Below are 13,617 nucleotides of genomic sequence, written 5' to 3' on the forward strand. Positions count from 1 at the left end.
CGAAGCGTAACCATGGAGCGCCCCGCTCATGCGCGAAAGGAGACACCGTGGGACACCAATTGATCTGCGACCCGAACGAACTGCGCGAGCTGTTCCTGTTCGAGAAGCTCGACGACGAACAGCTGGCCTGGCTGTGCCGTGACGGGCGCGTGGAAACCTATGAGCCCGGACTGGTCTTCCGCGAGGGCGATCCGGCGACCTGCTTCTACGTCCTCATGGAGGGCGAGGTGCTGCTCACCAAGATGTCGGGCGGCGAGGAGATCGAACTGGTCCGCACCGATCATCACGGCGCGTACTCGGGCGCATGGACCGCGTACATGGGCGACAAGGTCGAGCAGACCTACTCCAGCACGTTCTACGTCACCAAGCCGTCCAAGTTCTTCGTGCTCGACGCCGGGACCTTCTCGCGCATGATGCACGAATGGTTCCCGATGGCCCTGCACCTGCTGGAAGGCGTCTTCTTCGGCAATCGCAATGCCAATGAGCGCATCGGCCAGCGGGAACGCCTGCTGGCGCTGGGCTCGCTGTCGGCGGGCCTGACCCACGAGCTCAACAATCCGGCCGCCGCGGCCGTGCGCGCCACCTCCTCGCTGCGCGAACGCGTGGCCGGGATGCGGCACAAGCTGAAGATGATGTCGCAGGGCAAGTTCGATTCCAAGACCCTGGAAGCCATGGTGCAGTTCCAGGAGGAGGCGGCCGCGCAGGTCCTGAAGGCTCCGACGCTGACGCTCATGGAGGCCGCCGATCGCGAGGACGAACTCGGCGACTGGCTGGAGGCGCACGGCGTCGGCAATGCCTGGGATATCGCGCCGACCTTCGTGCAGGCCGGGCTGGACATCGACTGGCTGGAAACCGTGCACGGCACCCTGACCGCGTGCAGCGGAAACACTTTCGAGGGTGCGATCAAGTGGCTCAACTACACGGTCGAGACCGAGCTGCTGATGAACGAGATCGCCGATTCGACCACCCGCATCTCCACGCTGGTGAACGCGGCCAAGCAGTACTCGCAGATGGATCGCGCGCCGTTCCAGGTGGTCGATATCCACGAACTGCTGGACTCCACGCTGGTCATGCTGGGCCGCAAGATCGGCGATGAGGTCCAGGTGGTCAAGGAGTACGACCGCACGCTGCCGCAGGTGCCCTGTTACGCGGCGGAATTGAATCAGGTGTGGACCAACCTGATCGACAACGCCATCGGCGCGATGGGCGGGAGCGGTACGCTGACCGTGCGCACCTATCGCGAGAACGATTGTGTCGCAGTGGAAATCGGCGATACCGGGCCGGGCGTTCCGGACGAGATCCGGACCCGCATCTTCGAACCGTTCTTCACCACCAAACCGGTCGGTGAGGGCACGGGGCTGGGGCTCGATATCTCGTTCCGCATCGTGGTGAACAAGCATCACGGTGACATCCGCGTGGAATCCGTACCCGGCGACACCCGGTTCATCGTCCGGCTGCCGCTGGAATCCCCGGAAGCCGCGGCGGCTCAACCCACTACGGAAGGCAACTGATGACCGAGCAGATCGCGGGTATCGATCCGGACGTCGCGCCCAGCGGGGCCGGCTGCGTGGAATGCGATGCCAGCGGCGGCTGGTGGGTGCATCTGCGCCGCTGTGCCCAGTGCGGGCATATCGGCTGTTGCGATATGTCCCCGAACCAGCACGGCACCAAGCACTTCGAGGCCACCGGGCACCCGTTCATCCAGAGCTACGAGCCCGGCGAGGAATGGTTCTACAACTTCCCGAGCCAGGAGATGTTCGAGGGCGGGCCGAAGCTGGCGCCGCCGCACCATCACCCGCTGGACCAGTCGGTGCCGGGGCCGCGCGATCGGGTGCCGGCCGATTGGCAGCAGCATCTGAACTGAGGCCGTCCGGGGTCGCTCGCAGCGGTTTTGCGGCCCGCGAACTTTCACTACCGGGAGTCGCCGTGTCCGGGTAGTGTGCTGCGAGCGCCGGGCAGGTCGGTGCGCAGGCACTCCCCGGACAGCGGTGCGGCAGCACCTCCGGGCAGCTCGGAAAGCTGGGTATGAAGCGGACTTTTGTCATCGCCCTCGCGGCGGGCGCGATGGTGCTGGGTCTGGCCGGTTGCGGGTCGGACACCAAATCGGCGTCGACCGAATCCAATGGCGTCCGGCAGGAATCCAGCACCGCGGTGAAGACGTCCGCGGCCACATCGTCCGTGGTCACGCCGCCGGTCGAACCGCCGGCGCACGCCGCCACCACGACCGCGGCGGCCAAGAAGACCACCGCCCCCAACGGCGCCAAGACCACCTGCGGCGAATTCCGCGACCTGGACGAGGCCACCGAGAAGGCCGTCATCACCCAGATCCTCAATGCCAATCCGGGCTCCGCTCTCGACGGCAGCCCGAACGTGGCGCTCGGCACCGCCAAACTGGCCTGCCTATCCGCCGGCTACGCCAACACCCCCGTGGCCGTGGCCATCCGAGTTTCCAAGTAGCCGTGCCCTTTCCGGCGCCTGCCGGATTCGAATCGCCGCCATTCCTTTTCGGTCAGGTGTCCATTCTCACCGGGGCTGGTGCGGCGGGCAGGCGTATCGTCCCCTCACACGACTGCGCGAGGCGAGGACGGGTGGACGGATGGATGCCGCGGGGCTGACGGAATTCGAGCTGCATCGGCCGCGGTTGTTCGCGCTCGCCTACCGCATGCTGGGATCGGCCGGTGAGGCCGAGGACGCGGTGCAGGAGACCTATCTGCGCTGGGAAACCGGCCGCCGCGCCGAAATCCGTTCCGCCGAAGCCTGGTTGACCACCGTCCTGGTGAACATCTGCCGCACCTGGCTGGATTCGGCCCGCGCCCGCCGCGAAACCTATGTCGGCCCCTGGCTGCCGGAGCCGGTGCGCACCGCGCACGGCGAACTGGGCCCGCTCGAATCCGCCGAACAACGCGAAATGGTGTCCCTGGCCTTCCTCACCCTGATGGAACGCCTGACTCCTGCCGAACGCGCGGTCTTCGTCCTGCGCGAGGCGTTCGGTTACGCGCATCGCGAGATCGCCGACATGCTCGATCTCACCGAGGCCAACTCGCAGCAGCTCTACCGGCGCGCCGCGATCCGCGTCCGCGAGGATCGCCCCCGCTTCGACCCGACCCCCGCGCACGCCCGCGAACTCCTCGACAAATTCCTCGTCGCGGCGACCTCCGGCGATATCGCGGCGCTGGAACAGCTGTTCGCCGCGGATATCGTCTCGGTCGCCGACGGCGGCACCCGGATCAATGCCGCCCGCCGCGCCGTGGTCGGCGCCACCCGGGTGGCCCGCTACCTGGTGCATCTGTTCAACCACGATCTGGCGCAGGCTCCGGGGCTCGCCATCGATATCGAGAATGTCAACGGCGCACCCGCTTTCGTGGTGCGGGCGGCGGGGACCGTGATCAGCGTGGTCGGCGTCGACTTCGCCGCCGATCGCGTGGCCGCTCTCTACCTGGTCGTGAACCCGGACAAACTGGCGTACTTCGCGGGAGCCGAACGGGCCGCGCTCTGACCCGGCGACTCGGCGGCGTGACGCGGGTCACGTCCACGGGTTGTCAGGAATCGGGGCGCTATCCGGTCTAGAGGGTGTCGGCCAAGCGAAAGGACCACCCCATGACCACCGCAGCGCATCGAATCGTCATCCTCGGAGCGGGCTATGCCGGACTCGCGGCGGCCCGGCAGGCGCTGCGCGCCAAGGGGGCGCAGGTCACCGTGATCGACGCCCGGGCCGAATTCGTGGATCGGGTACGCCTGCACCAGGCGCTCGCCGGGCAGCCGGTGCGGCGGACCGATATCCGGAAGTCGCTGGAGCGCAAGGGGATCGAGTTCGTGCAGGCCCGCGTCGAACGGATCGACCCGGCCGCGCGGCGGGTCGAGCTGGCGGCGGACGGCGCGGCGCGGGGCGCGGGCTGGGCCCTCCACTACGACTCCCTGGTCTATGCCCTCGGCAGTCGCGGCGATCGGTCGGCGGTGCCCGGTGCGGGCGAATTCGCCTACAGCATCGCCACTCCCGAGGATCTCGCCCGGATTCCCGAACTGACCGGCAAGGTCGCGGTGGTGGGCGGCGGCGCGACCGGGATCGAGCTGGCGGCCGAATTGGCGGAATCGCGGCCGGACCTCGAGGTGGAGCTGGTCAGCGCCGAAGAGCCGGGCAGCTGGCTGTCGGCGAAGGCTCGTGACCACATTCGCGCGACCTTCGATCGGCTGGGTGTGCGGGTGCACGCCGGCGTCAAGGTGCGGGAGGTCACCGCGGCGGGGCTGGAGCTGGTCGGCGGCGAGCGCATCGAGGCCGGAATCGTGTTGTGGTGCACCGGATTCGCGGTGCCGGACGTCGCCATCCGGTCCGGGCTGGCGGTGGACGCGGACGGCCGGGTGCTGGTCGACGACAAGCTGCGGTCGCGTTCGCACCCGGCGGTCTACGCCGTCGGCGATTGCGCCCTCATGCCCGGATCGGACGGCCGGGCGCTGCGCATGGCCTGCGCGACGGCGCTGCCCGCGGGCAAATACGTCGGCGCCTCGATCGTGTCGCGGCTGCGCGGGCGCGAACCGGAAGCGCATTCGTTCGGCTATGTCCTGCAATGCATCAGCCTGGGCCGCCGGGACGCGGTCGTGCAGCGGGTGCGGCCCGACGACGCGCCCACCGATCGGGTGTTCACCGGTCGGCTCGGGGTCTTCGTCAAGGAGTCCATCGTGCGCGCGGTCGGCGGGGCGGCGCGCCTGTCGCCGCTCACTTGATCGGCGGCCGGATTCGGGAAGGATCGAGTCGATCGGTCTTTCCCGAACCCGGAGGAACTCGGTATGGCGAAGGTGTTTGTCGATGGTCGGAACCTGGTGGTGGAACCGCAGGGCTGGCACAAGGTGTGGGCGTTGAAGGGCCGCTTGACGATTCCGCTCACCTCGGTGCGCAAGGTCGCCGTCGATCCGGAGATCGCCGCGCGGCCGCACGGAATCCGGTTGCCGGGCACCTATATTCCGCGCGTGATCACCGCGGGCACCTATCTCCACGATGGTCAGCGCTGGTTCTGGGATGTGCGGGATCCGGCGAAGGCGGTGGTGATCGACCTGTCCGACGGCGGCAAGTACACGCACGTGGTGGTGGAGGTCGAGGATCCGGACGCGGTCGTCGCGGAGATCTCGGCGGCTACCGGTCGTTGACGATCGCCACGGCTCGCTCCCGGCTCCGCGGCCGGTACTCCCTGCTCGGTCACGGGGTCGAGGAACGGGCCCAGCATCGACCGGTTCCCGCTCTCGGGGTTTCAGGGGCTTGCCCCTGAGAGCTACGAGAGTTGCGAAGGCTTCCGTCAACTACGGGTTGACCATTGCCACCAAGTCAACCTAAGGTTGACGAATGACGAACCCATTCCGCCTCGACGACCTCATCGATGGCATCAAGAAGGCCCGCCCCGACGACGTGCTCGACCAGCTCTCCGACGCGGTCGTGGTCGCCGACCACATGGGTGAGGTCGCCGACCACCTGATCGGCCACTTCGTCGATCAAGCCCGCCGCTCCGGCGCGTCCTGGACCGACATCGGCCGCAGCATGGGCGTGAGCAAGCAGGCCGCCCAGAAGCGTTTCGTGCCCAAGGCGCCCGCCGGCGACGCCGCCGCGCTCGATCCGAACGCCGGTTTCGCCCGCTTCACCTCGCGGGCGCGCAAGGTGGTGGTCGCCGCGCAGGAGCTGGCCCGCGACGGCGGCAACCTCGAGATCGTGCCCGAGCACCTGATCCTCGGCATGGTCGCCGATCCGGAATCGCTCGCGGTCCAGGCCATTACGGCCAAGGGTGTGTCCGCCGACGCGGTCCGCCGGGTCGCGACGGCCGCGCTGCCGGTATCCGACGGCGAAGCCCTCCCCGCCCTCATTCCCTTCTCCGCCGAGTCCCGCAAGGTGCTCGAACTGACCTTCCGCGAGGCGCTGCGGCTCGGTCACAACTATGTCGGCACCGAGCACCTGCTGCTCGCGCTGCTCGATCTGGAGAACGGTTCGGGCGTCTTGTCCGGTCTGGGATTGCACAAAGACGAGATTTCCGCCGATCTTGTGGCGCTGCTGTCCTCGCTGACTTCGCAGGCCCCGACCTCGGCGTCTTCGGACTCGCAGTAGTTCTGCGGGCCCGCGTCCCCGGGTGCGCCGGTTCGGACCGATACGATATCGGCATGGCGGACGACGAAGGTTCCGACCTAGTTGCGGGCGAAAGACGCGCCGATCTGATGCGCGCCCTCTTCTATGTCTCCACCGAAGACGCCCCGGACGGCGGCTACATCGTCACCGGCGACCTCCCACCCGAGGTCGCCCCACCCTTCATCCGCGCGATCATGCGCATCGAAGCCGAACTCCTCCTCCAGGACGCCGAACTCGTCACCGTCGAAGACGGCGAACCCCGCACCCCCGAGGAACGCCGCACCGACGCCCTCATCGCCCTCCTCCTCCGAGTCGACGAACGCTCCGGCTTCCACCCCGCGTGAAACCATCGCGAGGTTCGGTCGAGACCTCTCGCCGACGGCGGCCTCCGGTGTGGTCGATCGTCGTCTCGTTTCCGCTGTCGCCGATCTCCGCTTCACCGCTGGTGTCGCCGGTTCGTCGCCCGGCGCCGGACTCGCCACTCGGGTTGGTGCGCACCGGGTTCGGTGACCTTCGAGGCCGGCGAAGCGGCTCCCGCCGTTCCCTTCGGGGTCCAGGGCCAGCTCTCGCCCCTTTTCGGGGGTTCGGGGGCAGCGCCCCCGAGTTCCCTTTTCCCGGGTTCGGGACGAAGCCCCATACCTTGCACTCACTCATGGCGAGTGCTAAAAAGGTCATTGGCACTCCAATCACGTGAGTGCTAGGTCGGGGCGGTGAGGCCAGAATCCTGGTCGTCCGTCGCGGGCACCAAGCCTGGCCAGAACACTGTCAATCCCCAGATCTGGAGGATCTCAACGCAATGGCCAAGACAATTGCGTACGACGAAGAGGCTCGCCGCGGTCTCGAGCGTGGTCTGAACTCCCTCGCTGACGCCGTCAAGGTGACCCTGGGCCCGAAGGGCCGCAACGTCGTGCTGGAGAAGAAGTGGGGCGCCCCCACCATCACCAACGACGGTGTGTCCATCGCCAAGGAAATCGAGCTCGAGGACCCGTACGAGAAGATCGGCGCGGAGCTCGTCAAGGAAGTTGCCAAGAAGACGGACGACGTCGCGGGCGACGGCACCACCACCGCCACCGTGCTCGCCCAGGCGCTCGTGCGTGAAGGTCTGCGCAATGTCGCCGCCGGTGCGAACCCGCTCGGTCTGAAGCGCGGCATCGAGAAGGCCGTCGAGGCCGTCACCACCTCCCTGCTCGCCACCGCCAAGGAGGTCGAGACCAAGGAGCAGATCGCCGCTACCGCCGGTATCTCCGCGGGCGACTCGTCCATCGGTGAGCTGATCGCCGAGGCCATGGACAAGGTCGGCAAGGAAGGCGTCATCACCGTCGAGGAGAGCAACACCTTCGGGCTCCAGCTGGAGCTGACCGAGGGCATGCGCTTCGACAAGGGCTACATCTCCGGTTACTTCGTGACCGACCCGGAGCGTCAGGAAGCGGTCCTCGAGGATCCGTACATCCTGCTCGTCGGTTCGAAGATCTCGACCGTCAAGGACCTGCTGCCGCTGCTGGAGAAGGTCATCCAGGCCGGCAAGCCGCTGCTGATCATCGCCGAGGACGTCGAGGGCGAAGCCCTTTCCACCCTGGTGGTCAACAAGATCCGCGGCACCTTCAAGTCCATCGCCGTCAAGGCCCCGGGCTTCGGTGACCGTCGCAAGGCCATGCTGGCCGACATCGCCATCCTGACCGGTGGCGAGGTCATCAGCGAAGAGGTCGGCCTCTCGCTGGAGACCGCCGGCATCGAGCTGCTGGGCCAGGCCCGCAAGGTCGTCATCACCAAGGACGAGACCACCATCGTCGAGGGCGCGGGCGACCCGGAGGCCATCAAGGGCCGTGTCGCGCAGATCCGCACCGAGATCGAGAACTCGGACTCGGACTACGACCGTGAGAAGCTGCAGGAGCGCCTGGCCAAGCTGGCCGGCGGCGTTGCGGTGATCAAGGCCGGCGCCGCGACCGAGGTCGAGCTCAAGGAGCGCAAGCACCGCATCGAAGATGCCGTGCGCAACGCCAAGGCCGCCGTCGAAGAGGGCATCGTCGCCGGTGGCGGCGTGGCCCTGCTGCAGTCGGCTCCCGCCCTGGACGCCCTGACCCTGTCGGGCGACGAGGCCACCGGTGCGAACATCGTTCGCGTCGCGCTGTCCGCGCCGCTGAAGCAGATCGCCTTCAACGCGGGCCTGGAGCCCGGCGTCGTCGCCGAGAAGGTCTCGAACCTCCCGGCGGGCCACGGCCTGAACGCCGACTCGGGCGAGTACGTCGACCTGCTGGCCGCCGGCGTTGCCGACCCGGTCAAGGTGACCCGCTCCGCGCTGCAGAACGCCGCCTCCATCGCGGCGCTGTTCCTGACCACCGAGGCCGTCGTGGCCGACAAGCCGGAGAAGGCCGCCCCCGCGGGCGACCCGACCGGCGGCATGGGCGGCATGGACTTCTGAGTCCTGCCCTCCGGCAACGGTTTTGAACAACCGAAGGCCGACCACCATCAGGTGGTCGGCCTTCGGGCTTTCCTGGGAGCAGGGCGGCCGGCGGGCGTCTCGCTTATCGGGCCGCCCGGATCCAGCGGCCGGTCGACGGCAGCGCCGCGAGGATGAGGGGCACGATCGCGGGGATGATGAACATCGCGCTGAACGCCAGACCGCCGAGATAGAGGTGCTGGCCGCGGACGGCGCGCTCCGCGATCATCGTGAACAGCTCGGCGAGCACCAGCGCGCTGCCGCCGATCACCATGACGCGGCCGACGGTCAGCCTGCACAGCAACAGGACTCCGCCGAGCAGCAGCAGGAACGCGGCGGGCAGTTGCAGGAGCAGCCAGTACGGCACGGTCGCGCGGACCGAACCGGAGAAGCGCGACAGCAGCGTCAGCGCCGAATAGCCGCCCCAGGCCGCAAACAGCCCGAACGTCAGCGCGAACACCGCCGCGCAGATGGCCGTCGCGGGATCGGGCCGCGTCGACGGCGCGTACTGGAACTGCCCGGGCGGATACATGACCGGCGCGACCGAGTATCCCGGGTAACCGTTCGGGTGATTCATCGCGTGCCTCCGCTGCTCGGTCCATGATCGTTTCGCCGATGACCATTCCCGGCAGCGCTTAACCGATTCTTGCGAACCGGCTAAAAGCCTTGCGGCGCTCTACATTCCACCCTGGAATCGAGCCGCCCGGCTCGCATCCGTGCGCCCGGGCAGCAGGGCGTCGATCACATCGGTGACGCGCCCGAGGAGCGGCCCGAGCCGCCGCGGCCGATCGATCACCGCGTCGGCGATGACCTGCGCCCCCTGCTCCGGGCTGAGCGCCGAAGCCTTCGCGTACAGCGGATTGGGCGCGATCATCGGCGTCCGCACCAGCGGCATGTAGATCGAGGTGAAGCGCACGTTCTCGGTGAGGGTCTCGACCTGAAGACTGTCGCTCAGTGAATCCAGCGCGGCCTTCGAAGCCACGTAAGCGCCGTAACCCGAGCCGCCGAACAGATTCGCGGCCGACAGGATATTGATGATCTGCCCGTCGCGCCGCTCCCGCATACCCGGCAGCACCGCGAGCATGAGCCGCACGGCCGCGAAGTAATTGAGCCGCATGGTGCGCTCGTAGTCGTGCGGCCGATCGTAGGACTCGTCCAGCCGCCGCCGGATGGATCGCCCGGCATTGTTGACCAGGATGTCCACCCCGCCGTGGTCGGCCAGCACCTGCGCGATCATGGCGTCCAGCGCGTCGAAATCATTGAGATCGCACGGATAGATCGCCGCCTTCCCGCCCTGCCCCTCGACTTCCGCCGCGGCCGCCCGCAATTCGTCCTCGCGCCGCGCGACCAGCAGCACCGTCGCCCCGGCCGCCCCGCACTGCACCGCCGCAGCCCGCCCGATCCCCGACGAAGCCCCGGTGATCAGCACCCGCTTGCCGCCCACCGCCTCGGCGAGCGTGCGGTCGCGCTTGATCCGCGACATCGAGACTTGGGTGTCGAGGGCATGCTTGACGCGGTAGAGCAATCCGGAGAGATCTCGCATGGGCTGGATGCTAAGTGCCCCTGCGATATTCGGGGCGAGGGTTCGGGAAAGGCACCGAACCGCCCCACGATCGTGACCGGTCGGTAGGCTCAGCCGCGAACCGGTCCGGGGAGGCCGGTTCTTCGGGGACGGGGAGAAGATCCATGAATTATCCGCCGCAGGGGCAACCAGGTTTTCCGCAACAACCACCCGGTGGTCAGGGCTTTCCACAGCAGCCGGGCCACCCGCGGCCGGGGTACGGCCAACCTGGTCCGAGGCAACAGCCGGGTCTGGGACAACAGCCCGGCTATGCACAACAACCCGGGCAAATGCAGTCGCCCGGATACGGTCCGCAGGGCCAAGGTCAGCCGCAGTCATTCGGGCAGCAGCCCTACGGAACCTCGCCGCAGCAGGGCGGATTCCCGCCGCAGCCGGGCGGCGTGCCGCCGCAGTGGGGCGGGCAGCCGCCGCGTCCGCCGGTATGGAAATCACCGCTGGTGCTGCTCGGCGCGGGCCTGGCCGTGATGCTGGTCGTGGTCGTCACCGTCGTGCTCGCGACCGGCGGCGGCGACGGCGGCACCACCGCGAAGTCCACGGCCACGAGCGCGCCCGCACCCTCGGCAGCGTCGTCCGCCGCCGCGGCCACGACCGCGCCGTCCAGCGGCAAGTCCACGCCGAAGTCGCCCACCACCAGCGCGAAGGCCGCCGCCCCGGTGCCCGCCGACGTGCAGCCGATTCTCGACGCGATGCCCGCGGCACTGCGCGAGGCGGTCGCGCCGAACTTCAACCGGACCACCAAACCGGGCTATACCGACGACGATTCGTTCGGCACCGGCGCGGACTTCAATATCGGGCAGCACGACGCGCTGATCGCCGGTCTCACCGAGGGCGGCAAGGACCGCGCGGTGCTCGCGCACTTGAGCACCGACCCGTCGCGGCTGCCGGCTCTGTGGCGCAAGCAGTTCACCGATCGCCTGACCGAACAGGGATCGAAACTGATCCGCTTCAACGACAAGGGCGTGAGCGGAACGATGGAGTACTTCAATACCGAGACCAACCTGTACCTCGCGGTCACCGGCTTCAAGGACAAGGCGTCGGCACTGACGTTCGTCCAGCGCGCGGGTCTGTGAGGCGCTGACAGATGACGTATCCACCGCAGCGACCGCACCCCGGCAATTCCGCGCCCTACGGCCCGGCCCACGGGCCGTCGCACACACCGCAACCCACAGGTCAGCCGGGCTTTCCCGCGCAAGGTCAGGCCCAATATCCACCGCAACCCGCAGCTCAGCCCGGCTTTTCCGGGCAAGGTCAGGCCCAATATCCACCGCAGGGACAGCCTGGTTGGGGCGGCCAGCCGCAACAGCCGGGCTGGTCCGGGCCGCCGGGGCAACCGCCCGGGCAATGGCAGCCTGCACCCACTCCGCCGGGTGGTCCGGGGTCGAAAACTCCGCTCATCCTGATCGGCGGCGCGGTGGTGCTGGTGATCGCGATCGTCGCCGTCATCGCGTTGGCCGCATCCGGCGACGACAAGGGCGGCATCACGGTCGCGGCCACGAATACGGCTGCCGCGCAATCGACTTCGGCCGAGAGCGAGCCGTCGGCCACCGAATCGTCGACGACGAAGCCGACGACCACGGCCAAGGCGACCACCCCCGCCAAGGCGCAGCAGCCCGTGCCCGCCTCCTTGCAGCCGGTTGTCGACGCGCTGCCCGCGGCGGTGCGGCAGGCGGTGCTGAAGAATTCGATCCGGGAGCGTCCCGCCGACACCATGTTCGGCTACGACGCCGCGGCCGGGTTCACCCTCAGTGCGCACGACGCCCTGCTCAGCGGGCTGATGCGGCATCCGGACAACGACTACTATCCGACCGCCTACATCACCACCAAGCCCGATTACCTGAAGCGGATCTGGACCAGTCAGCATCCGGACTGGTTGTCCGACGAGGGTTCGCGCCTGGTCCGCATCGATCCGGGTAGCCAGAACTCCAAGGGCACGGCGACCGTGGAGATCTTCCTGCCGGCGAGCAATCTCTACTTCTCGCTGTCCACCTTCGACAATGCGGACGCTGCCCGGCAGTTCGTGCAGCGCGCCGGATTCTGAATCCGGCCACCCGTCGGTCCGGCCACCGGACCGACGGGCCGCTTTCGAGTGGTCGGGCGGCTGAAATCAGGTAGTGCGTATCGCATGCCCGCACGTCCGGGCGAACCTACAGTGGAATTGCTTCGGCCGGTGCCGTCCGATTTCCGTCTCGTGTTCGCCTTGCGACGAGGTGCCGAAATGACCGTTCTCCCTTTCCCTTCCCCGCCGGAAGACGACCGGCCGCGTCCGGCGGCCGAATGGAACCCGCGCGGCCGGGGCGTGCTCGACGGCGCGTTCGCGGTATTGGAGGCACTGGGCGCGGCCGAGGACGGGCTCGGTCTGAGCGCACTCGCCCGCGCGACCGGACTGCCGAAGTCGTCGGTGCATCGCCTGGCGGAGCAGCTGGTGGAGCTCGACGCGGTGCAGCGGGTGGAGCGGCGTTACTACGTGGGCCGGGCCATGGCGCGGATCGGCAATCGCTGGCTGGCCGACCCGGTAGTGCATCGCCTCGCGCGGAATCGATTGCGGGCCTTGGCTTCCCGCTCTCGCGGCGCGGCGCAATTGGTGCGGCTGCAGGGCGGCGAGACGTTCCGCGTGGTGTCGGCGGCGGTGGGGGAGATGCGCTGGCTGGACGGTTTCGAGCGATTGGACAGCGGCATGACGGGCCGGACCGCCGCCGGCCGGGTCTTGCACGCCGTGCGCCCGAGCGGACCGGCCCTGCCGGATTGCTGGTCGCCGCGGGAGTGGCAGCGCATGCGATCGACGATCCGGGATCCGCGCGCCACGGTGGCGGATCATCAGGACGCCTTCCCCGGCCTGAGTTGTGTGGCCGCTCCGGTGTGGTCCCGCGACGGCGTCTGCCTGGGCGCGGTGACCGCCGTCGTCCCGGCCACCGCGCCGCCGCGTTTCCTCACCGATCTGGTGGTGACCACCGCGCGTCAGCTCGGGGATGCGGTCGCGCGGTGACCCGCCTCAGGGATCGGGGTGGCGCTGGGAGAGCGTGACCGCCGCGTCGATGGGCCGGATGCCGAGCACCTCCGCGATGATCACGACCTTCGACCGGAGGGAAGCGTCGTTCGGGTAGTCGGGGTCGTAGAGCAGTTCGACCAATTCCATGGCGGCCAGCGCTTGGTCCCGGGTGAGCAGGCGTCCCGGTAACCAAGAAACGCGCCAGTTGGTTTCCATTTCTCCGGGTATTCGTTCCGCGAACTCGCCGACTAGCGGGGTGGTGATCGACCAATCGCAGACGTACACGCCTCAATTAGACCTCTGACCAGGCGATTTGACATCGGTTCGTAGCAACACGTAACTTATTCCAGGTCAGAGCGACACGGACACCGACCCGGAGCCCCAAGGGCCTGGGAAACGAGGTTGGACGAGGAGCGCCTGATGATCAGATTAGTTTCGACCGACCAGCGGATTTGGTTCTGCCGGAGAGTCTGAGCTAAGCTTCACAAGCAACAAACAAGCAGCCTCACCGA

At 68.2% G+C, this 13,617-nt stretch carries 15 protein-coding genes; 12 read left to right on the top strand and 3 right to left on the bottom strand.

What is annotated here, in order from left to right; all coding sequences use genetic code 11:
- The first annotated feature begins 47 nt into the window (after positions 1–47).
- The 9 genes from LTV02_RS33740 to groL all read left to right on the top strand — a co-directional run bounded on the left by LTV02_RS33740 (position 48) and on the right by groL (position 8,519).
- On the top strand, positions 48–1,511 hold the full coding sequence (locus tag LTV02_RS33740) for an ATP-binding protein (protein WP_233035659.1): 1,464 nt from the start codon (positions 48–50) through the stop codon (positions 1,509–1,511).
- On the top strand, positions 1,511–1,864 hold the full coding sequence (locus LTV02_RS33745) for a UBP-type zinc finger domain-containing protein (protein ID WP_067721286.1): 354 nt from the start codon (positions 1,511–1,513) through the stop codon (positions 1,862–1,864). Before LTV02_RS33740 ends, LTV02_RS33745 begins: the two co-directional genes overlap by 1 nt.
- A 161-nt stretch (positions 1,865–2,025) precedes the next feature.
- Positions 2,026–2,457 carry a hypothetical protein gene (locus tag LTV02_RS33750; protein ID WP_067721287.1) on the top strand — a complete coding sequence of 144 codons (432 nt, stop codon included), beginning with the start codon at positions 2,026–2,028 and terminating at the stop codon, positions 2,455–2,457.
- A gap of 139 nt (positions 2,458–2,596) precedes the next feature.
- On the top strand, positions 2,597–3,496 hold the full coding sequence (locus LTV02_RS33755) for an RNA polymerase sigma-70 factor (protein WP_233035660.1): 900 nt from the start codon (positions 2,597–2,599) through the stop codon (positions 3,494–3,496).
- A gap of 101 nt (positions 3,497–3,597) precedes the next feature.
- Positions 3,598–4,719, top strand: a complete 1,122-nt coding sequence (locus tag LTV02_RS33760) for an NAD(P)/FAD-dependent oxidoreductase (RefSeq protein WP_233035661.1) — start codon at positions 3,598–3,600, stop codon at positions 4,717–4,719.
- A 63-nt stretch (positions 4,720–4,782) separates the two neighbouring features.
- Positions 4,783–5,139, top strand: coding sequence for a hypothetical protein (locus LTV02_RS33765; protein ID WP_233035662.1), 357 nt, complete (start codon positions 4,783–4,785; stop codon positions 5,137–5,139).
- A gap of 193 nt (positions 5,140–5,332) precedes the next feature.
- Complete coding sequence (locus tag LTV02_RS33770; RefSeq protein WP_233035663.1) at positions 5,333–6,082, top strand: Clp protease N-terminal domain-containing protein; 750 nt, start codon at positions 5,333–5,335, stop codon at positions 6,080–6,082.
- Positions 6,083–6,135: 53 nt separating this feature from the next.
- Positions 6,136–6,444 carry a DUF222 domain-containing protein gene (locus tag LTV02_RS33775; protein WP_067721292.1) on the top strand — a complete coding sequence of 103 codons (309 nt, stop codon included), beginning with the start codon at positions 6,136–6,138 and terminating at the stop codon, positions 6,442–6,444.
- A gap of 452 nt (positions 6,445–6,896) precedes the next feature.
- On the top strand, positions 6,897–8,519 hold the full coding sequence (groL, locus tag LTV02_RS33780) for a chaperonin GroEL (RefSeq protein ID WP_067721293.1): 1,623 nt from the start codon (positions 6,897–6,899) through the stop codon (positions 8,517–8,519).
- Positions 8,520–8,622: 103 nt separating this feature from the next.
- Here the strand turns inward: groL and LTV02_RS33785 are convergent, their stop codons facing one another.
- Together LTV02_RS33785 and LTV02_RS33790 are read right to left on the bottom strand one after the other, a co-directional pair.
- Positions 8,623–9,114 carry a hypothetical protein gene (locus LTV02_RS33785; protein WP_233035664.1) on the bottom strand — a complete coding sequence of 164 codons (492 nt, stop codon included), beginning with the start codon at positions 9,112–9,114 and terminating at the stop codon, positions 8,623–8,625.
- 99 nt (positions 9,115–9,213) lie between these two features.
- Positions 9,214–10,080: an SDR family NAD(P)-dependent oxidoreductase gene (locus LTV02_RS33790; RefSeq protein WP_233035665.1), complete on the bottom strand. Its 867-nt coding sequence runs from the start codon at positions 10,078–10,080 to the stop codon at positions 9,214–9,216.
- A 308-nt stretch (positions 10,081–10,388) separates the two neighbouring features.
- On the opposite strand from LTV02_RS33790, the gene LTV02_RS33795 reads away from it, so the two are divergent.
- The 3 genes from LTV02_RS33795 (at position 10,389) to LTV02_RS33805 (ending at position 13,102) form a co-directional block, all read left to right on the top strand.
- Positions 10,389–11,189, top strand: a complete 801-nt coding sequence (locus tag LTV02_RS33795; protein ID WP_233035666.1) for a hypothetical protein — start codon at positions 10,389–10,391, stop codon at positions 11,187–11,189.
- Positions 11,190–11,539: 350 nt separating this feature from the next.
- Entirely contained in the window at positions 11,540–12,157 is a 618-nt protein-coding gene (locus LTV02_RS33800; RefSeq protein WP_233035667.1) for a hypothetical protein, read from the top strand.
- 177 nt (positions 12,158–12,334) lie between these two features.
- Positions 12,335–13,102, top strand: a complete 768-nt coding sequence (locus tag LTV02_RS33805; protein WP_233035668.1) for an IclR family transcriptional regulator — start codon at positions 12,335–12,337, stop codon at positions 13,100–13,102.
- 6 nt (positions 13,103–13,108) lie between these two features.
- Here the strand turns inward: LTV02_RS33805 and LTV02_RS33810 are convergent, their stop codons facing one another.
- On the bottom strand, positions 13,109–13,321 hold the full coding sequence (locus tag LTV02_RS33810; RefSeq protein WP_233035669.1) for a hypothetical protein: 213 nt from the start codon (positions 13,319–13,321) through the stop codon (positions 13,109–13,111).
- Positions 13,322–13,617 lie beyond the last annotated feature (296 nt).

Origin of the sequence: Nocardia yamanashiensis (assembly GCF_021183565.1) — a bacterium.
Lineage (GTDB): Bacteria > Actinomycetota > Actinomycetes > Mycobacteriales > Mycobacteriaceae > Nocardia > Nocardia yamanashiensis.